The 21,800-nt window shown below is 73.7% G+C and carries 3 protein-coding genes and 1 pseudogene; all 4 read left to right on the top strand.

The window, feature by feature from the left end; all coding sequences use genetic code 11:
* The first annotated feature begins 37 nt into the window (after positions 1-37).
* Positions 38-2,158: an aminodeoxychorismate synthase component I gene (pabB, locus tag A3IC_RS0141350; RefSeq protein WP_020555938.1), complete on the top strand. Its 2,121-nt coding sequence runs from the start codon at positions 38-40 to the stop codon at positions 2,156-2,158.
* Between the two features lie 139 nt (positions 2,159-2,297).
* Positions 2,298-3,533 carry a cytochrome P450 gene (locus A3IC_RS0141345; RefSeq protein WP_063744948.1) on the top strand — a complete coding sequence of 412 codons (1,236 nt, stop codon included), beginning with the start codon at positions 2,298-2,300 and terminating at the stop codon, positions 3,531-3,533.
* Between the two features lie 135 nt (positions 3,534-3,668).
* Positions 3,669-14,732 (top strand): type I polyketide synthase, encoded by an 11,064-nt coding sequence (locus A3IC_RS59570; RefSeq protein ID WP_020555936.1) that lies wholly within the window; start codon positions 3,669-3,671, stop codon positions 14,730-14,732.
* A 19-nt stretch (positions 14,733-14,751) separates the two neighbouring features.
* Positions 14,752-21,747: pseudogene (locus tag A3IC_RS69305) on the top strand (type I polyketide synthase); the annotation flags it as partial.
* Positions 21,748-21,800 lie beyond the last annotated feature (53 nt).

The following is a 21,800-nucleotide window of genomic DNA, read 5'->3' as shown; positions in this document are numbered from 1 at the left end:
GATCCGGTCCCGCTCGAACCCGACAAGGAACCGCTCGATGCGTGCGTTGCTGATCGACAACTACGACTCCTACACCTACAACCTGTTCCAGCTCCTCGCCCGGGTGTACGGCAAGGAGCCGACCGTCCTGGTCAACGACGACCGGGCCTGGGCGGAGCAGGACCCGGGGGCGTTCGACTGCGTGGTGATCTCACCCGGTCCGGGCCGACCCCAGCGCCCGAGCGACCTCGGGTTCTGCCGGGACCTGCTGGACCGCTGGCAGGACGTGCCGGTACTGGGGGTGTGCCTGGGTCACCAGGCGATCGCCCACCACTACGGTGGGCGGGTGGTGCCGGGAGTGCCCCGGCACGGCCACCTCACGCGGGTCCGGCACCGCGAGGAGGACCTGTTCGACGGCATTCCCCAGGACTTCACGGCGGTGCGCTACCACTCGCTGCGGGTGGTCGAGCCCCTGCCGGGCGGTCTCCGGGCCACCGCCTGGGCGGAGGACGACACCGTCATGGCACTCAGGCACGAGAGCCTGCCCCGATGGGGCCTGCAGTTCCACCCGGAGTCCGTCGCGAGCGAGTTCGGCGAGCAACTCCTGTGGAATTTCGCCGAGTCGATAGGCGGGCACTACGCCTCCCCATCGCCCGAGTACGCGCGCTGGGCCCCGTCGTCGGACAGTGCCCCGGCGCCGCGATTCGACCTGGCCGTCGAGGTCGTCGACCGGGAGGTGGACACCCCGGCCCTGTTCACCACGTTGTTCGCGGGGAGCGAGTACGCCTTCTGGCTCGACAGCAGCGCCCCCGGCGTCGGCGGGGCCAGGTTCTCCTTCCTCGGCGACGACTCCGGTCCGCGTGCCGAGACACTGACGTACCGGACCGGGGAGAACGCGGTGACGGTCCACGACGCCGGTGGCGTACGGGAGGAGAGGGGCACCGTCTTCGAGGTGCTCCGGGACCGGCTCCGTACCCGTGAACTGCCCGCGGTGGACCTTCCCTTCGACCTCAACGGCGGATACGTCGGCTACTTCGGCTATGAACTCAAGGCCGAGTGCGGGAGCCCGAACGTCCACCGGGCACAGACCCCGGACGCCGTGTGGATGTTCGCCGATCGTCTGGTCGCGGTGGACCACCGGCAGGAGCGGACCTATGTCCTGGCCCTGAGCGGTCCGGATCCGGGCGAGGCCGAGAGCGCCCGTGCCTGGGTGGCGCGCACCGCGCTGTGCGCCCGCTCGCTGCCGGACCCCGCGCCCGCCCGGCCGATCGGCTCGCCGGCCGCGGCGCCCGACCCGGCAGTCGAACAGGAGGCCGAGGAGCCGGTCCTCGCCCGCGTCCGGGCCGACTACGTGCGCGACATCGAGGACTGCCTCGCGGAACTGCGCAGCGGAGAGAGCTACGAGATCTGCCTGACCAACCGGATGCGACTACCCGCCCTGCCCGACCCCTTGGGCTATCACCTGCTGCTCAGGCGCCTCAATCCGGCGCCCTACAGCGCCTTCCTGCGGCTCGGCGCGGTCGCCGTCGTGTGTTCGTCCCCGGAACGATTCCTGCGGATCGACCGGGACGGAATCGTCGAAAGCAAGCCGATCAAGGGAACGGCGCCACGCGGCGCCGACCCGGTCAGCGACGAGGCACTACGCCTGTCCCTGACGGCGTCGGCGAAGACCCGCGCCGAGAACCTCATGATCGTCGACCTGCTCCGCAACGACTTGGGCCGGGTGTGCGAGGTGGGGTCGGTCGACGTGCCCGCGTACATGGTGACCGAGTCGTACGCGACGGTGCATCAACTCGTCACGACGGTCCGCGGCCGGCTGCGGCGCGAGGTGGATCCGGTGTCCTGCGTCCGCGCCTGCTTTCCCGGCGGGTCGATGACCGGCGCCCCCAAGCTGCGGACGATGGCCATCATCGACCGCTTGGAGCAGGAGGCGCGCGGCGTCTACTCGGGCACCATCGGCTACTTCGGACTCTGCGGCGGCGCGGACCTCAACATTGTGATCCGCACCGCCGTGACCTCGGCCACGGATACGGTGATCGGCGCCGGCGGCGCGATCGTGCTCGACTCGGACCCCGCCGACGAGTTCGACGAAGTGCTGCTCAAGGCGAGTGTGTTGCTGCGGGCGCACACCCTGCTGACGGCATCGGGCCGGCGGAGCGGGGAGCCGCGTGCGGGCTGACCCGACGACGGCCGCCTCGTCCCGCAGGAGCCGCGACCGGGCGAGCCGTTCAAGTCGACCCCAAGACCGCACCAAGACGCACCGAACAGAATGCGCTGCTGGCTGCGCACCCGCCTTTCCCCGAGAGAAGGACAGGGATATGTCGACCGTCGAAGGGTCTGGGGCATTGCGGCAGGTTGTGCCGTTTCTGGACATCACCGTGCCGGATTTCGTGTGGGACTCTCCCGAGGTGGCCGAGGCCAGGGAACGATCCTGGGTCGCCGAAACCCCGCTGGGCCTGCTCGTGTTGCGCTACGCCGAGGCGCACAGCCTCTCCCGCGACGCGCGCCTGGTCTCGGGTTTCCGAGACGTCGTGGACCTCGTCGGGCCCGGCGAGGGACTGGTGCGCGATTTCATGCGCGACTTCATGCAGAGCCTGGAGGGTCCCGACCACCGCCGCCTGCGCGGTCTGGTCACCCACGCGTTCACGGCACGCCGCATCGCCGCTCTGCAACCGTTCGTACGTGCCACCGCGGAGCGTCTCGCCGACGAACTGGCCGCCGGGGGAGAACGCGACTTCGTCGACGCGTTCGCCGACCCGCTGCCCGCGGCCGTGGTGTGCGAACTGCTGGGCTTCCCCCCTGCGGACTACGCCACCGTCGGTCGCTGGTGCCGGAACACCAACCTGGTCCTCGCGCTCGGCCCCGACCAGAGCAGGGTCGCCGAGGTCGAGGAGGGTCTGGCGGGGATGTACGACTACTTCGACACGGTGATCCGCGAGCGCCAGGCGAAGCCCGGCGACGACCTGTTCTCCGACATCCTGCGCGCCGAGCAGGAGGACGGCGCTCTCGACGACCGTGAGCTGCGCACCCTGATCGCGACCCTGCTGGTCGCCGGGTACCAGACCACGAGTCACCAACTCGGGCACGCCATGGTGGCGTTCGCCGCGCACCCGGAGCAGTGGTGGCTGCTGCGGGAGCAGCCGGACCTGGTCACCCAGGCGGTGGAGGAGGTGCTGCGCTGGTGCCCCACGACGACGGTGGTGGCCACCAAGTCCGCGGCCGAGGACTTCTCCGTCAACGGCTACCCGATCTCGAAGGGAACCCCGGTGTGGTTGTGCGCGCACTCGGCGCAGCGCGATCCCCTGGTGTTCGAGGGCGGCGACGCGTTCGACATCACGGTGCGGCGGGAGGCCTCCCCGCTGGCGTTCGGCGGCGGCGCGCACTACTGCCTGGGCGCGGCGCTGGCTCGCGTCGAACTCGCCGAGGCGTTCGCGGCCCTGGCCGCCCGTCTCGGGCCGCCCGAGGTCGCCGGACCGATCACCTGGCGGCCCTCGACCGGGGTGTCCGGGCCGGATCTGCTGCCGTTGCGCTTCGGCGCCCCGACCGGCGCTTGACGCCGCCCGGCCCGGCGGTGCGCCCCTGAGGCGGAGGCGGGCGTCACCGGGGACGGGTTCACGGGCCCGCCGTCCGCGCCGTCCTCGGCGGGCGCGCGTCTCCACATCATTCGCGGGAAGGGCGGCACGTTCGACATGACCCACGACATCCACGACGCCAAGATGCTGGACTACCTCAAGCGTGTCTCCGCCGAGTTGGAGCGGACCCGCGAGCACCTGCGGCTCGCCCGGGCCAGGCACCGGGAGCCCGTCGCGCTGGTGTCGATGGCCTGCCGCTTCCCCGGCGGCGTCGCCTCGCCCGAGGAGCTGTGGCGCCTGGTGGCCTCGGGGCAGGACGGGGTCGGTGCGCTCCCCGTGGACCGGGGCTGGGACGTCGAGGGGCTCTACCATCCCGACCCCGAGCAGGTGGGCACCTGCTATGCGCGGGAGGGCGGATTCCTCGCGGACATCATGTCGTTCGACGCGGGGCTGTTCGAGATCAGTCCGCGTGAGGCCCTGGTGATGGATCCGCAGCAGCGGCTGCTGCTCGAGGTCTCCTGGGAGACCTTCGAGCGGGCGGGCCTGGCCCCCGCCGCGGTGCGTGGCAGCCGAACCGGCGTCTTCACCGGGATGATGGGGCAGGACTACACGGCGCGGTTGCCCGGCGCGCTGTCGGAGCACGAGGGCAGGCTGGAGACCGGACGCGCGGCGAGCGTCGCGTCCGGGCGGGTCGCCTACACCTTCGGTCTCGAAGGCCCGGCGGTCACCCTCGACACGGCCTGTTCCTCGTCCCTGGTGGCGCTGCACTTCGCCGTACAGGCACTGCGGAACGGGGAGTGCGACCTCGCGCTGGCCGGCGGAGCCACGTTGATGTCGAGCCCGGCGACGCTCCTGGAGTTCAGCAGGCAACGGGTGCTCTCGCCCGACGGCCGGTGCAAGGCGTTCGCGGGCCGGGCCGACGGCACGGGGCTCGGCGAGGGTGTGGGCGTCGTCCTGCTGGAGCGGCTCTCGGACGCGCGGCGGCTGGGGCATCGCGTGCTGGCCGTCGTCCGGGGCAGCGCCGTCAACCAGGACGGCGCGTCGAACGGCCTGACCGCCCCCAACGGCCCCGCGCAGCAGCGGGTGATCCGCGCGGCCCTCGCGGACGCCGGGCTCACGGGAGCCGACGTGGACACGGTGGAGGCGCACGGAACGGGCACCCGCCTGGGCGACCCCATCGAGGCGCAGGCGCTGCTGGCGACGTACGGACGGGACCGCGGGGCGGACCGGCCGCTGTGGCTGGGGTCGTTGAAGTCGAACATCGGCCACACGCAGGCCGCCGCCGGAATCGCGGGCGTGATGAAGGCGGTCATGGCCCTGCGGCACGGCCTGCTGCCGTCGACCCTGCACGTCGACACCCCCACGCCGCACGTCGACTGGTCCGCGGACACCGTGCGGCTCCTGACCGAGTCCCACCCCTGGCCGGCCACGGGTCGCCCGCGGCGGGCAGGGGTCTCCTCGTTCGGGATCAGCGGGACCAACGCGCACGTGATCATCGAAGCCGCCGACGAGGCGCCGACCGACGAGGACGGGGATCGCGCGCACCGCGCGCCGGCGCCGGCGGCACCGGAACCGGCGGATTCCGACCCCGGGCCGGTGGCGTGGGTGTTGGCCGCGGGCAGCCCACGGGCGCTGCGCGCGCAGGCGGCCCGGTTGCGCGAGCACGTGGCGGCGCATCCGGCCCTTCGCCCGGCCGACGTCGCCCACGCGTTGGCGACCACCCGCGCACCACTGGCGCACCGGGCCGTCGTGGTCGGCCGCCGCAACGGCGAACTCCTGCGTGGTGTCGCGGCGTTGGCCCAGGGTGAACCCTGCGCGGGACTCGTCGAGGGCGTGGCGCGCGACCCCGGCCGGACGGTCTTCGTGTTCCCCGGCCAGGGTTCCCAGTGGGACGGGATGGCCGTGGAGCTGTGGAACTCGTGCGCCGTCTTCCGCGAGCGCATGCAAGACTGCGCGGCAGCCTTGGACCCGTACGTCGACTGGTCCCTGCCCGACGTGGTGCTCGGCCGCGTCGACGACACCGGCAAGGACCGTGCCGACCGGGTCGATGTCGTGCAACCGGTGTTGTGGGCGGTATTGGTGTCGCTGGCGGAGCTGTGGCGCTCGTACGGCGTCGAACCGGCCGCCGTGGTGGGGCATTCGCAGGGCGAGATCGCCGCGGCCTGTGTCGCGGGCGCGTTGTCCCTCGACGACGGCGCACGGGTCGTGGCCCTGCGCTCCCGGCTGATCGCCGAACGGCTGGCCGGTGCGGGCGGCATGGTCTCCCTGACGGCCCCGGTCGAGGAGGTCCGCGCGCGGCTCGCGGACTTCGCCGGACGACTCTCGCTCGCCGCGGTGAACGGCCCCTCGTCCGTGGTGCTCTCGGGAGACCCCGCGGCGCTCGACGAGTTGACGGGCGCCTGCGCGCGGGACGGTGTACGCGCTCGGCGTGTGGCCGTGGACTACGCCTCCCACTCCCCGCACGTGGAGGCGCTGCGCACGGAACTGCTCGCCCGGTTGGCGGACATCCGTCCCCGGACGGGCACGCTGCCGCTGTACTCGACGGTCACGGGCAACGTGGTGCCGGGTGAGGAGTTGATCGCGGACTACTGGTACCGCAATCTGCGGCGCACGGTCCGGCTCTCGGACGCCGTGGAGCGACTCGGCGCCGCCGGACACGGCACGTTCGTGGAGTGCAGCCCGCACCCGGTGCTCGCCCTCGGCCTGACCGAGACGCTCGGCGGGCTGGGCCGGGAGGCGCTCGTGACGGGCACGCTGCACCGAGACGACGGCGGCCTCGACCGGTTCCTCCTCTCCCTGGGCGAGGTGTACGCGGGCGGCCGATCGCCCGACTGGACGAAGGTGTTCGCCGGGACCGACGTGCGCCGTGTGTCGCTGCCCACGTACGCGTTCGACCGGCAGCGATACTGGCTCGACGCCACGCCGCCCGCCGGTGACGTCGGTTCGGCCGGGCTGAGCCCGCTCGACCACCCCTTCTGGGGAGCGGTCACCGACCTTCCCGACTCCGGCGGCGTGCTCCTGACCGGGCGGCTGTCCCGCGACACCCACCCCTGGCTCGGTGGCCATGCGGTCGGCGACGTCGTCCTGCTGCCCGGGACGGCCTTCCTGGAACTGGCGCTTCGAGCCGCCGAGCAGGTGGGCTGCGACGGGGTGGCGGAACTGACCCTGGAGGCACCCCTGGTCCTGCCGCCGCGCGGCGGTGTGCAGTTGCGGGCCGTCGTCGGTCCGGCCGACGCGGCCGGCGACCGCGCGATCACCATCCACGCCCGGCCGGAGCACATCCCGGACGGGGCGTGGACCAGGCAGGCGGCCGGATCGCTCGCCCGTACCGTCGGGCACGAAGTCCGCGCGTCGCACGCCTGGCCGCCGCCCGGCGCCGAACCCGTGCCGGTGGAGGGCGTGTACGAGGACCTGGCCGCGCTGTCCCTGCGCTACGGCCCCGAGTTCCGGGGTCTGCGGGCCGCCTGGCGGCGGGGGGACGAGGTCCTCGCCGAGGTCGTGCTCCCGGGGGACGGCGACACCGACGGGTTCGCGATCCACCCGGCCCTGCTCGACGCCGCGCTGCACGCGGCGGCGGTCGGCGATGCCGCGACACGTGCGCGGACAGGCCCGGCCTCGTGGCCTCGGCTGCCGTTCTCGTGGTCCGGTGTGCGCATCCACGCGGTCGGCGCGACGCGGCTGCGGGTACGGATCACCCCGCTGGGCCCCGACGCCGTCGCGGTGGAGGCCGCCGACGCGACCGGGGCGCCCGTGGTGTCCGTGCAATCGCTCGCCCTGCGTTCGATGGCACTCGACCGCCTTCGACCCGCCGTCGCGGAGTCGACGGACTCCCTGTTCGCCGTGGACTGGGTGCCCGTTGCGGGCGGGGCGTCCCCGACGCCCCGGTCGTGGGTCGTCCTCGACGGCGCCGAGGCGCTCGTCGCGGCTCTCGAAGGCACCGACGTCCCGGTGCACAAGGTCGCGGAACTCGTGGCGGCGACGGCGGGAGAGCATGTGCCGGGCGCGGTCCTGGCGGCGCTCCCGATGCCCGCGCCCGGCTGCGCCGACCCGCGTGCGGCCGTCCGAGACCTCGTCGGGGGAGCACTGACGCTGATTCAGGCGTGGCTCGCCGACGAACGCGGCGCCGCCACCCGCCTCGTGCTGTTGAGCCGGGGCGCGGTGGCGGTGCGCGACGACGAGACGTGCGATCCGGCCCTGGCCGCGGCATGGGGCCTGCTGCGCTCGGCGCAGGCGGAGAACCCGGACCGGCTCGTCCTGGTCGACTGGGACGGCACGGAACCCTCCGGCGAAGCGCTGCCCGCCGTCGTGGGCGGCGACGAGCCGCAAGTGGCGCTGCGCGCCGGGAGGGCCTTCGTACCCAGACTGCGACGGGTGCCGCCGTCCGGCGGTGATCGCGACAACGCGGGCAACGGCGCCACCGGCACCCGGGAAGTTCCCGAACGCCCGGACGGCCCGGAGGACTTCGCCGGCTTCGGCGGCGAGGGCACCGTCCTGGTGACGGGCGCGACGGGTGTGCTCGGCCGGGTCGTGGCCCGCCACCTCGTCCGGGCGCACGGAGTACGGCACCTGTTGCTGACGAGTCGCCGCGGCGCGGCTGCGCCCGGAGCCGCCGAACTCGGCGCGGAACTCGCGGAACTGGGCGCGTCCGTGCACTGGGCGGCGTGCGACGCGGGGGACCGCGCGGCCCTGATGGAGGTCCTCGCGCGGATTCCGGTGGAACACGCGTTGCGCGGTGTGGTCCACGCGGCCGGCGTCCCGGACGACGGGGTGGTCCCGTCGCTGTCCCCGGAACGGATCGACACCGTGTTCCGGCCGAAGGTCGACGCGGTGGTCAACCTGCACGAACTGACCCGAGACATGGACCTCTCCGCGTTCGTCGTGTTCTCCTCCGGGGCGGGCGTGTTCGGCACCGCGGGCCAGGGCGGCTACGCGGCGGCCAACGCCTTCCTCGACGCGTTCGTCGGTGTCCGACGTTCGCTGGGACTGCCCGCGCTCTCCCTGGCCTGGGGGCTGTGGGCCGAGACCGGCGCGATGACCGGCGCGATGTCGGACACCGACCGCGACCGGATGCGCCGAGCCGGGGTGACCGCGTTGTCGGCGGGAGAGGGCGTCGCCCTGTTCGACGCGGCCCTGCGGTCGGGGCTGCCCGTCGTCCTCCCGGCCCGTCTGGACCTCGCCGCCGTACGGGCGAGGGCCGCCGCGGACGGCGTACCCGCGCTGTTGCGCGCCCTGGTGCGGCCACCGGCGCGGCGCGCGGCGACGGAGGTCGACGGCGACTCCGCCCTCGCCGGTGAACTCGCCGACCTCCCGACCCGGGACGCGGCAGCGAAGATCCTCGACGTGGTGCGGGCCCAGGTCGCGGCCGTCCTCGGCCACCCGGACACGAGCGCCGTCGAACCCGGGCGCGCGTTCAAGGAGTCGGGATTCGACTCGCTCACCGCACTCGAATTGCGCAACCGCCTCGCGCGAGTGACCGGCCTCCGGCTGCCCGCCACGCTCGTCTTCGACCATCCGACGCCGCACGAACTCGCCGAGCACGTCCACGAACGGCTGACCGGACGGAACGGGCGTCGACAACCCCCGGCACGCGGCGCGATCGCAGCGGACGAGCCGATCGCCGTCGTGGGCATGGCCTGCCGCTTCCCGGGAGGCATCGGTTCGCCGGAGGATCTGTGGAACCTCGTGGACCGGGGCGCCGACGCCATCTCCGCCTTCCCCACCGACCGCGGCTGGTCCCTCGACTCCGCCGGCTTCGCGACGGCGGGTGGATTCCTGCCCGACGCCGCGCGGTTCGACCCCGAGTTCTTCGGCATCAGCCCGCGCGAGGCGGTGGCGATGGACCCACAGCAGCGCCTCCTGCTGGAGATCTCCTGGGAAGCGCTGGAACACGCGGGCCTGGACCCGGCGGCCCTGCGGGGCAGCCGCACCGGCGTGTTCGCCGGGCTGATGTACCACGACTACACCACGCGGCTGGGCACCATCACGCAGGACATCGCCGGATACCTCGGCACCGGCGGGTCCGCAAGCGTCGCCACCGGACGCGTCGCCTACACCTTCGGATTCGAGGGGCCGGCCGTCACCGTGGACACCGCCTGTTCCTCGTCGCTGGTGGCCCTGCACCTGGCGGCGCAGGCGTTGCGCGGCGGAGACTGCGACCTCGCCCTCGCGGGCGGGGTCACCGTGATGTGCACGCCGAACGCCTTCATCGAGTTCGCCAGGCAGGGCGCGCTGGCCGCCGACGCGCGCTGCAAGCCGTTCGCCGCCGCCGCGGACGGCACGGTGTGGGGCGAGGGCGCCGGCGTGCTCCTCGTCGAGCGCCTGTCGGACGCGGTGCGCAAGGGCCACCGCGTCCTTGCCGTGGTCCGGGGCTCGGCGGTCAACCAGGACGGGGCGAGCAACGGCCTGACCGCCCCGAACGGACCGTCCCAGGAACGGGTGATCACCCAGGCGTTGGCCGGTGCCCGGCTCACGGCCGCCGAGGTGGACGTCGTCGAGGCGCACGGCACGGGCACCACCCTGGGCGACCCGATCGAGGCGCAGGCACTCCTGGCCACCTACGGCAGCGGGCGCCCCACCGACCACCCGGTGTGGCTCGGCTCGGTCAAGTCGAACATCGGTCACACCCAGGCGGCGGCGGGCGTCGCGGGTGTGATCAAGATGGTCATGGCCCTGCGCCGTGGCGTCCTGCCGCGGACCCTGCACGTGGACGCACCCTCCCCCCATGTCGACTGGTCGTCCGGCGCGGTCGAACTGCTGACCGAGGCACGCCCCTGGCCCGTCACCGGGCGACCGCGTCGAGCCGCGGTCTCCTCGTTCGGCATCAGCGGCACCAACGCGCACGTCGTGCTGGAACAGGCTCCCGCCACGCCGGACCCGCACGCTCGACGCGCACCCGAGACGGGGGAACCCGAACATGCCGCCACGAATGCCCGAGCGGCCGACACACCCGTGCCGTTGGTGCTCTCGGCCAGGAGCGAGCCCGCGCTGCGGGCGAGGGCGGCCGGACTGCGCAAGCGCCTCGTCGCCGAACCGGGACTCGACGCCGTCGACGTCGCCCACTCGCTGCTGACGACCCGCGCCTCGCTCGAACACCGGGCCGTGATCATCGGCGGCGACCGCGACCAACTGTTGTCCGCCCTGGCCGCCGTGGCGGAGGGTCGGGAGACCCCCGCGGCGATCGAGGGGCTCGCCGGTGACCCCGGCCGGACGGTCTTCGTCTTTCCCGGCCAGGGAGCCCAATGGCCGGGCATGGCCGCACGATTGTGGGACACCGCACCCGTGTTCCGGGACCGCCTGGCCCAGTGCGCCGACGCGTTGGCCCCGTATGCCGACTGGTCCGTTGTGGACGTCGTCCGGGGCAGGGACACCGGAGTCGACCCGGAACGGGTGGACGTGGTCCAGCCCGCGCTGTGGGCGGTGATGGTGTCGCTCGCCGAACTGTGGCGATCGTACGGCGTCGAACCCGACGCCGTGGTGGGGCACTCGCAGGGGGAGATCGCCGCGGCCTGCGTCGCGGGCGGCCTCTCCCTCGACGACGGCGCGCGCGTGGTCGCCCTGCGCAGCCGGGCCCTGAGGGCGATCGCGGGCCGCGGCGCGATGGTCTCGCTGGCGCTGACCGCGACCGAGGCCGAGGACCTGACGGCGGCCTGGCACGGACGAATCCACCTCGCGGCCGTCAACGGACCGGCGTCGGTGGTGGTGACGGGCGACACGGCCGCACTCGAGGACCTCCTCGCGCACTGCGAACGGACCGGACGGTGGGCGCGTCGGATCCCGGTCGACTACGCCTCGCACTCGCCCCACGTGGAAGCCGTACGCGAGCGGATGGCCCACGACCTCGCCGAGATTCGCCCGGGACCGGCCCGCATCGCCTTCATGTCGACGCTGACCGGCGCCTTCCGGGACACCACGGGACTCGACGGCGACTACTGGTACCGCAACCTGCGCGAGCCCGTGCGATTCGAGCCCGCCGTACGGGAATTGATCACCCACGGCTACGGCACGTTCGTCGAGGCCGCTCCTCACCCCATGCTCACCACGGGCCTACGGGAAATCCTGGAGGAGCACCCGGGCACGCCGGGCGTGGCCGTCGCGTCGCTGCGCCGCGACCAGGGCGGACCGGAACGTTTCCTGGCCTCGGTCGCCGAGGCGTATACCCACGGTGTCGCCGTGGACTGGTCCGCGACCTGGACCGGCCGTGCACCACGCGTCGTGGACCTGCCGACCTACCCCTTCCAACGGCGCAGGTTCTGGCTCGACACACCTGCCGGTGCCGGCGACGTGAGCGCGGCGGGCCTGGGCCGCCCGGAGCACCCGCTCCTGGGCGCCCGCGTCGATCTCGCCGACTCCACCGAGGCCGTGCTGACCGCGCGCTGGTCCCTGGACACCCACCCGTGGTTCGCCGATCACGCCGTCGGCGACACGGTGCTGGTGCCCGGTACCGCGTTCGTGGAACTGGCGGCGCTGGCGGGCGCCGAGACCGACTGCCCGCACATCCGGGAGCTGATCCAGGAAAAGCCCCTGATCCTCGCCGGAGACGGCGCGGTGCGGCTCCAGGTCCGGGTCGGTCCTGCCGAGGAGGGGGGCACGCGGGCCCTCGGCGTGTACGCCCGCCCCGAGGACGCGGCCCCGCAGGACCCCTGGTCGTGCCACGCGCGCGGCATGCTCACCGCGACCCAGGCCGCGACCCCGGCGGCCCTCGACGGCGCCTGGCCACCCCCGGGAGCCGTAGCCGTCGACCTGACCGACTTCTACGAACGGCTCGACGGGATCGGCCTGTCCTACGGCCCCGCGTTCCACGGCCTGCACACCGCGTGGCGGGTGGGGGAGGAGGTCTTCGGTGAGGCTGCGCTGCCGGACGAAATGGCGGCCGAAGCGGGCCGCTACCACGCCCATCCCGCGCTGCTCGACGCCGCGCTCCACTCCTGTCTGCTCCGCGACCGGGACGACGGCCCCGATGCGGCGGCCGTGCCGTTCGCCTGGAACGACGTCGCGTTCCACGGGCCCTGCGGCCCGGCGGTGCGGGTCCGGGTGTCCGCGGGGACGAACCGGGACGTGTCGGTGGTGGTGACGGACACCGAAGGCACCCCCGCGGTGACGGTGCGCTCGCTGGCCGCCCGTCCGGTCTCCCCCGAAGGACTGCGCGCCCCGGGTGTTCGCCGGGACGACCTGTTCCGGCTCACGTGGGTGGCCGCACCCGCCGCACCCGCCGCTCCCACCGGGCGGGGTGAACCGCGGCACGGCGCGTGGGCGGTGCTCGGCGGCGACGACCTGGACCTGCCCCCGGAGGTGAAGCGCTTCCCCGACCTGTCCGCGTTGCGCTCCGCGACGGGTGCCGGCGAGCCCGAACCCGACCTCGTGCTCGCGGTGTTCGGCACGGACTCCCGCGCCGGTGCAGAGGCGGTGCGGGCCCGGGAGGCGACCCGTCGAGCCCTGGAAGTGTTGCGGGACCGGATCGCCGAGGAACCGGTGAGCGCGGCGCGGAGCGTCGTCGTCACACGCGGAGCGTTCGCCACGTCGGACGACGAACCTCCCGGGGACCCGTCCGCCGCGGCGGTCTGGGGCCTGGTGCGCTCGGCCCAGGCGGAGAACCCGGGCCGGTTCGTGCTGGTCGACCTCGACGCCCACCCGGCCTCCGTCGCCGCGTTGTCCGCCGCACTGGCCACCGACGAGCCTCAACTCGCGGTTCGCGAGGGGCGGATCATGCTTCCCCGGCTCGAACGTGTCCCGGTGGTCCCGATCGCCCCGGTGGACCCGGAACGCGGCGACCCGGGCACGGCGTGGGACCCCGCGGGCACCGTGCTGGTGACCGGCGCCTCCGGAACCCTGGGGCGCGCCCTGGCCCGGCATCTGGTCGTCGAGCACGGCGTACGCCGACTGCTCCTGGTGAGCCGGCGCGCCGACGAGAGCGCCGAAGCCTCGCTCCTGACCACCGAACTGGGTACGCACGGCGCCGAGGCGACGTGGGCGGCGTGCGACGTCGGCGATCGCGACGCGGTGGTTGCGCTGTTGACGTCGGTGTCCGCCGCGCACCCCCTCACCGCCGTGGTGCACGCGGCCGGTGTCCTGGACGACGGCGTGATTCCCGCGCTGTCCCCGGAACGGATCGACCGGGTGTTCCGGCCCAAGGTGGACGGAGCGTGCCACCTGGACGAGCTGACCCGAACCGCACCCTTGGCGGCGTTCGTGGTGTTCTCCTCGGCCTCGGCCACCCTGGGCAGCGCCGGACAGGGCAACTACGCGGCGGCCAACGCGTTCCTGGACGCGCTGGTACGGCGGCGACGTCACGCCGGACTGCCCGCGCTGTCGCTGGCCTGGGGGCTGTGGGCCGAGAGCAGCGATATGACGGCCGGACTCGACCGGGCCGACCGGGCCCGGATGGCACGCGTCGGCGTCCAGGGCCTGCCGACCCGGGACGGCCTGGCGCTCTTCGACCTCGCCGGCACCGTGAACGAGCCGCTGGTGTTGCCGATGCGGCTCGACCTGTCCGTGTTCCGGACGCGGCCCGACACGCTGCCCTCGGTGCTGCGCGACCTGGTGCGCGGCCCGGCGCGACGCAGGGGCTCCGGGGGTACGAGCGCCGCGGCGCCACGGCGGCGCCTGGCCGCGCTGTCGCCGGCCGAGCGGGACCGGCAACTGCTCGAACTGGTCCACGTCGAGACCGCGACCGTCCTCGGCTACCCGACCACCGAGGCGGTGGGACGGGACCGGGCCTTCAAGGACCTCGGGTTCGACTCGCTGACGGCCGTGGAACTGCGCAACCGGCTCGCCGGCGCAACCGGCCTGCGGCTGCCCCCGACGCTGGTGTTCGACCACCCCACCCCCACGGCGCTCGCCCAGCGCCTGGCCGCGGAGCTTGCTCCCCGAGAGAAGGGGGCGGACGTACCGCGTGACACCGAACGTCGGGTGCGCGATGCACTGGCCGGCATTCCGCTCTCCCGGCTGCGCGACGCCGGCCTGCTGGACTCGCTGCTGCAACTCGCGGGCCACGCCGCCGCGGCCGAGTCGGCACCCCGGGAGCACAGCCCCGGGCCGGGGTCCGGCTCGATCGACCGGATGGACGCCGAGGGGCTGCTTGCGATGGCGCTGCACGACGGCCCGTACGGCGAGCACGACGACCTCGTCACGGACCCCGACAACGCGGCACACGCACGGACGGAGGAGCACGATGGCGGTCGCTGACGAGAGGTTCGTCGAGGCACTGCGGGCCTCGCTGAAGGAGGTCGAGTCGCTCCGCGCGCAAACGCGCGAGCTGACGGCGGCAGCCCACGAGCCGGTGGCGATCGTGGCGATGGGCTGCCGCTTCCCCGGGGGCGTGCGCTGCGCGGAGGACCTGTGGGAGCTGGTGGCCACCGGAACCGACGCGGTCTCGGCTTTCCCCACCGACCGCGGCTGGGACACCGGGACGCTCTTCGACCCGGACCCCGACCGGTCGGGCCACACCTACGCCCGCGAAGGCGCCTTCCTCGACGACGCCTCGGAGTTCGACGCGGACCTGTTCGGGATCAGCCCGCGCGAGGCCGCCGCGATGGACCCCCAGCAGCGGCTGCTCCTGGAGATCGCGTGGGAGACGTTCGAACGCGCGGGGATCGATCCCGGCGGTCTCAAGGGACAACCCGTCGGGGCCTTCGTCGGATCGGTCCTGATGACCGGCGGCAGCGGGGGCGGGACCGGCGACGGCACCGAGGGGCACCAACTCACCGGCGCCGCCGCCAGTGTGTTGTCGGGTCGTCTGGCGTACACGTTCGGTCTGGAGGGTCCGGCGATCACGGTCGATTCGGCGTGTTCGGCGTCGTTGACGGCTTTGCATCTGGCGGTGCAGGCGTTGCGGCAGGGCGAGTGCACCCTGGCGTTGGCCGGCGGAGCCGCGGTGATGACGACCCCGGGGATCTTCGTGGAGTTCAGTCGGCAGCGGGGTCTTGCGGTGGATGGTCGGTGCAAGGCGTTCGCGGCGGCGGCGGATGGTACGGGGTGGGGGGAGGGTGTGGGTCTGGTGTTGTTGGAGTGTTTGTCGCGGGCGCGGGAGCAGGGGCATCCGGTGCTTGCGGTGGTGCGGGGTTCGGCGGTGAATCAGGATGGTGCGTCGAATGGTTTGACGGCGCCGAACGGTCCGTCGCAGCAGCGGGTGATCCGGCGGGCGTTGGCGTCCGCGCGGTTGTCGGCGGACTTGATCGACGCGGTGGAGGCGCACGGCACCGGTACCGCGCTCGGTGATCCGATCGAGGCTCAGGCGTTGTTGGCGACCTACGGTCGGGAGCGCCCGGCGGATCGGCCGCTGTGGCTGGGATCGATCAAATCGAACATCGGCCACACCCAGGCGGCGGCGGGCGTCGGCGGCGTCATCAAGACGGTGATGGCACTGCGCCGGGGCATCCTGCCGCCCACCCTGCACGTGGACGAGCCGACCCCGCACGTGGACTGGGCCTCCGGGGCGGTTCGCCTGCTGACCGAGGCGCGGGACTGGCCGCGGACCGGCCGACCGCGCCGGGCCGGGGTGTCGTCCTTCGGGATCAGCGGCACCAACGCCCACGTGATCCTGGAACAGTCTCCGGACGACACGTTCCCCGCGCCCCTCGTCGCACCGACCGCCGCACCCGTCGCGCCCGACGGCTCTGCCGACCGAGCGGACGACCGCGCGCGGAAGCTCGTCGAGGGCGACCGTGCGCACACCGGGCCGCTGCCGTGGCTGATCACCGCGAGGAACGGTCGGGGGCTGCGAGAGCAGGCGGCCCGGCTGCGTGAGCACGTACGTACCCGCCCGGACCTGGCGTCGGCCGACGTCGCGCACTCGCTGCTCACCTCGCGCACCCTGTTCGACCACCGAGGCGTGGTGCTGGCCGACGACCGGGACGCGTACCTCGCGGGCCTCGAAGCCATCGCCGAGGGGAAGAGCGCCGCCGGTGTCGTCACGGGCGTCGCACGCGACCCCGGGAAACCGGTGTTCGTCTTCCCCGGCCAGGGCGCCCAATGGGAGGGCATGGGAGCGGACCTGTGCCGCGACTCGGCGGTCTTTCGCGAGCGGCTGCACGAGTGCGCCGAAGCGCTCGCGCCGCACGTCGACTTCTCGCTCGTGGACGTCGTCCGCGGCGCCGAGGGCGCGGCCTCGTTGGACCGCGTGGATGTGGTCCAGCCCGCGCTGTGGGCCATGATGATCTCGCTCGCCGCCCTGTGGCGGTCGCACGGCATGGAACCCGGCGCCGTGGTGGGCCACTCCCAGGGCGAGATCGCCGCCGCGTGCGTCGCCGGTGCCCTGTCCCTGGAAGACGGGGCGCGAATCGTGGCAAGGCGCTCGCGCCTGGTCGCCGAACGCCTGGCCGGCAGCGGGGGCATGGCGTTCCTCGGCCTTCCGGCGGACCGGGCCCGCGACCGGCTCTCGGCATGGGGAACACGCCTGTCCGTCGCCGCGGTCAACGCCCCCGGGTCCGTCGTGGTCTCGGGCGACGCCGAGGCGCTCGACGAACTCCTGGACGCCGCCGAGCAGGACGGCGTGCGAGCGATCCGCGTCGCGGTGGACTACGCCTCGCACTCGGCCCAGGTCGAGGCACTGGAGGCCGAACTCGTCACGATCCTCGCCGACATCGCCCCGCAGGCGGCCGCGATCCCGTTCTTCTCGACGGTCCTGGGCGGCCCCGTCGACACCTCGGGGCTCGACGCCGCCTATTGGTACCGGAACCTGCGCGAGACGGTCCGCTTCGACCCGACGGTGCGCGAACTCCTGGCGGCCGGGCACCACACCTATGTGGAGATGAGCCCACACCCGGTGCTCGCGGTGTCCCTGCACGAGATCACGGAAGGCGCCGCGAGTCCCGGGAGCGTCGGCGAAGGCACGGTGTTGACGTCGCTGCGGCGCGACGAAGGGCACCTCGGGCGTTTCCTCACCTCCCTCGCGGAGGCGCACGTCCGGGGCGTGCCGGTGGACTGGTCGGCCCACATCGGAGGGCGGGCCCGCCTGGTGGACCTGCCGACGTACGCGTTCCAGCGCCGCCGCTACTGGCCCGACGCGCTGCCCGCTGCCGCCCCGATCCGGGAGAGCGACGACAGCGCGGCCGCCGTGTTCCGGCAGCGCCTCGCGGAACTGCCCGACAGCGGCAGGGGGAACCTGGTCCTGGAGACGGTTTGCGAGCATGCCGCCGCCGTGCTCAACCGCGGCTCCGCGGCGGACGTCGACATCACCCAGGCGTTCACCGACCTCGGGTTCGTCTCGATGACGGCGATGGAGATGCGCAACCGGCTCGCCACGGCGACCGGTGTCCGCCTCTCCCCGGCGGCGGTGTTCGACCACCCGACGGCCGAGAGGCTGGCCGCGCACCTGCTGGCGCGCCTGACCGGCGCCCCCGAGCAGGTCGACGAGCCGGTGACGGCTGCCGCCGCCGAGCCGATCGCGATCGTCGCGATGGGTTGCCGCTACCCCGGTGACGTGGCCTCGCCCGAGCAATTGTGGGACCTGGTCGCCTCGGGACGGGACGCGATCTCCTCCTTCCCGAGCAACCGCGGCTGGGACACGGCGGGTCTGTACGACCCGACCCCGGGCCGCCCGGGCCGCACGTACGTCCGCCGGGGCGGTTTCCTGCACGACGCCGACCGGTTCGACCCGCTCCTGTTCGGTATCAGCCCGCGGGAAGCACTGGCGATGGATCCGCAGCAGCGCCTGCTCCTCGAGGTGACGTGGGAGGTCCTCGAACGCGCGCGGCTGGCTCCCGACGCCGTCGCCGGCAGCCGCACCGGGGTGTTCGTGGGGGTCAGCGGTCAGGACTACCTGTCGCTGCTGACCGCCGATCCCGAGGGCGGCGCCGGCTACCTGATGACCGGCACCTCGACCAGCGTCGCCTCGGGGCGGGTCGCCTACACGTTCGGCCTCGAAGGACCGGCGGTGACCGTCGACACCGCCTGCTCGTCGTCCCTGGTCGCCCTCCACCTGGCCGTCCAGGCGATCCGCCAGGGCGACTGCACGGCTGCGCTGGTGGGCGGGGCGACGATCCTCTCCACTCCGGGGGCGTTCGTCGAATTCAGCCGCCAGGGTGCACTGGCGCCGAACGGGCGATGCAAGGCGTTCGCCGCGGAGGCGGACGGCACCGGCTGGGGCGAGGGCGTCGGCGTGCTCCTGGTCGAACCGTTGTCGGTGGCCCGAAACGCCGGGCACCCGGTCCTCGCCGTGATCCGCGGCACCGCGATCAACCAGGACGGGGCGAGCAACGGCCTGTCGGCACCCAACGGACTCGCCCAGCAGCGCGTGATCCGGCAGGCCCTGGCCCACGCGGGGCTGACCGTGCGGGACGTGGACGCCGTGGAGGCCCATGGCACGGGCACCACGCTCGGCGACCCCATCGAGGCGGAGGCCCTCCTGGCCACGTACGGGCAGGGCCGGCCGGTCCACGCCCCCCTGTGGCTGGGGTCGCTCAAGTCCAACATCGGCCACACCGCCGCGGCGGCCGGGGTGGGCGGGGTGATCAAGACGGTGATGGCGATGCGCACCGGCGTGTTGCCGCCCACCCTGCACGTGGACGAGCCGACGCCGCACGTCGACTGGACCTCGGGCGCGGTGGAACTGCTCACCGAGGCCCGACCGTGGCCGGATACGGGTCGGGCCCGGCGAGCCGGTGTCTCGTCCTTCGGGATCAGCGGGACCAACGCGCACGTGATCCTGGAGTACGCACCGGGCGACGCGGACGCGGTGCGTGAACCCGAACCGGCCCCATCGAGCGCGGGGCCGGCGCAGCGGACGTCCGGCGATCAGCATGCGCAAACACGGCCCCCGGGTTCGCCGCGGCACGCGCCGGATCCGTTCGCCACGCTGCCCACGGTGCCGTGGGTGTTGTCGGGCGGGACCTCGGACGCGCTGCGTGCGCAGGCCGGCCGGTTGCGCCGGTTCGTTCGCGAGCGCGCGGAACTCGCACCGGTCGACGTCGCGCGTTCCCTGGCGGCGACCCGGGCCGGCCTCGCCCACCGCGCCGTGATCCTCGGCCGGGACCGGGACGCCTTGCTGGTGTCGCTGGCGGAACTGGCCCGGGACGGATCCGCACCGGGGCTGGTCCGGGGCATCGCGCGGGGCCGGGACCGGGTCGCGTTCCTGTTCTCCGGTCCGCCGCGCGAAGCGGTGGCGGAACGAGCCGGACTCGTGGGGGAGTTGTCCGCGCGGATCCCGATGTTCGCGTCGGCCCTGGACGAGGCCGATACCGCGATCGCGGCGCGGCTGGACCGCCCGCAGGGCGAGGTTCCACCGCGGCACGGCGAGACGCCGCAGGACCCGATCCTGGCTCAGGGCGCGCTGTTCGCCGGGGAGGTGGCGCTGTTTCGGCTCCTCGAACACTGGGGGATCGAACCCGGGCTGCTGCTCGGGCGATCCGTCGGTGAGGTCACCGCCGCGCACTGCGCCGGTGTGCTGTCCCTGACCGACGCGGCCGCACTCGTCGTCGCCCTCGGCCGGGCGTCGGAGTGCGCGGCGCAGGCCGACCCGACGGTGTCCGACGACTCGGCGGGGGAGGGCGTGCGACGGGTCGTCAAGGAACTGACCTTCCGCCGGCCGCTGACCCCGCTCGCCTCCGGCCGCACGGGCGGGCCGGTGGCGTACGAGGAGTTGTCCTCGCCGGAGTACTGGGTGCGGCTGATCCGGGACGACGGCGCGCCGACCGACGCCGTGCGCGGGCTCGGGTCGCAAGGGGTGTGCGTCTGCCTTCGGATGGGGGCCGACAACACCTTCGCGGAGTGTGTGGGGCCCGGCGCCGCAGCTCCGACGGACGGTACCGAGGACCCGAACGGCACGGGTGGCGCAGACGCCGCGATGGCCGCGACCGCCGCGGCCGAGAACGTCACCGTTCTGCCGATGCCAGGGCCGGAATACGGCACCGAACTCGGCGCGTTCCTGGGCGCGCTGGCCCATCTGCACGTCCGGGGCGTTGCGGTGGGGTGGGACAGGATGCTCGCCGACTGCGGTGCCCGCCTGGTGGACCTGCCCACGTACGCGTTCGGGCGCGAGCGGTACTGGCCCGAGGGCGGCGGTCCGACGATGGGCGCGGCCCGGTCCCCGGGCGAGTACGCTCCGTCGCGGCCGGACCGGGGCCGGGAGATCAGGGAGCGCCTGGCGGCCGCGAACGGGGAGGAACGGGCGCGATTCGTCGTCGCGTGGGTTCGTACGCACGTGGCCGCGGTCCTGGGCCTGGCGGATCCGGAGGCCGTCGACGCCGATCGGCCGCTGCCCGAGCTGGGGTTCGACTCGCTGACGGCGGTGGACCTGCGCAACCGCCTCGGCGCGGACACCGGCCTGCGCCTGGTGCCCGGCCTCGTCTTCCAATACCCCACGGTCGTCTCCCTGGCCCGGCACCTGGTCGCGCGATGGGAGGAAACGGGGCCTGCGGGCGACGAGGACACCGGCGGCGCGGAGGTGGCACGTGCCGGGACGGGCGGGGCCGGGTTCACCCTCGGCCCCCTGTTCGCCCGCGCCGGTGACATGGGCCGGACCGACGAGTTCGAGGAACTGATGCGACGCATCGCCCGGTTCCGTCCCATCTTCGACAACCCCGACGAGCGGTTCCGGCCCGCGCACGTCAGGCTGGCGCGCGGCTCCGCGGCCCGCCTCGTCTGCTTCCCGACCTTCGCCGTCGGCTCGGGAGCATCCCAGTACGCCCGACTCGCGGCCGCGTCCCGAGGCGAGCACGACGTCTGGGTACTGCCGGTGCCCGGTTTCGGTCCGCACGAGTCGCTGCCCGCATCCGTGGACGTGTTGGCACAACTCCAGGCGGACGGTGTCGTGCGGTGCGCCGAGGGCGGTCCCGTGGTCCTCCTCGGCTACTCCGCAGGCGGCTGGATCGCCCACGCCACGGCGGCTGTTCTCGAAGCACGCGGAGCCGGGCCCGACGCCGTCGTCCTCTTGGACAGCCATTGGCCACGCAGCGCGATGCTCCGACACATCCACGCCCGGATCGAAGCGGCTCGCAGGTCCGGAGCATCGGACGAGCCGTGGACACAGGAGGCCGAGGACGACACCCACCTCACGGCGCTGGCGCACTACACCGGTCTGTTCCAGGCGTGGACCCCCGCGAAGATCGGCGCGCCGACGCTGCTCGTACGGGCCGCGGAGGCAAGTTTCGACGACCCGCCGCAGGACTGGCGGCCCCGCTGGCATCTGCCGCACACGGCAGTCGACACGCCCGGAACGCACTTCTCCATCATCCGTGAGCACAGCGGCCCCGTGCTGCGCGCGGTGGGCGACTGGCTCGGCGGTTCGCATCGAGACCACGGCAGCCAACCACCCCG

The sequence above is a fragment of the Embleya scabrispora DSM 41855 genome (genome assembly GCF_000372745.1).
Taxonomy (GTDB): Bacteria; Actinomycetota; Actinomycetes; order Streptomycetales; family Streptomycetaceae; genus Embleya; species Embleya scabrispora.
Note: the sequence above shows the minus strand (reverse complement) of the source record. Positions and strands in the feature narration are given on the sequence as shown.

Coding starts and splice junctions, on each gene's coding strand:
- pabB (WP_020555938.1), top strand. CDS start 38: ATGCGTGCGTTGCTGATCGACAACTACGACTCCTACACCTACAACCTG.
- A3IC_RS0141345 (WP_063744948.1), top strand. CDS start 2,298: ATGTCGACCGTCGAAGGGTCTGGGGCATTGCGGCAGGTTGTGCCGTTT.
- A3IC_RS59570 (WP_020555936.1), top strand. CDS start 3,669: ATGACCCACGACATCCACGACGCCAAGATGCTGGACTACCTCAAGCGT.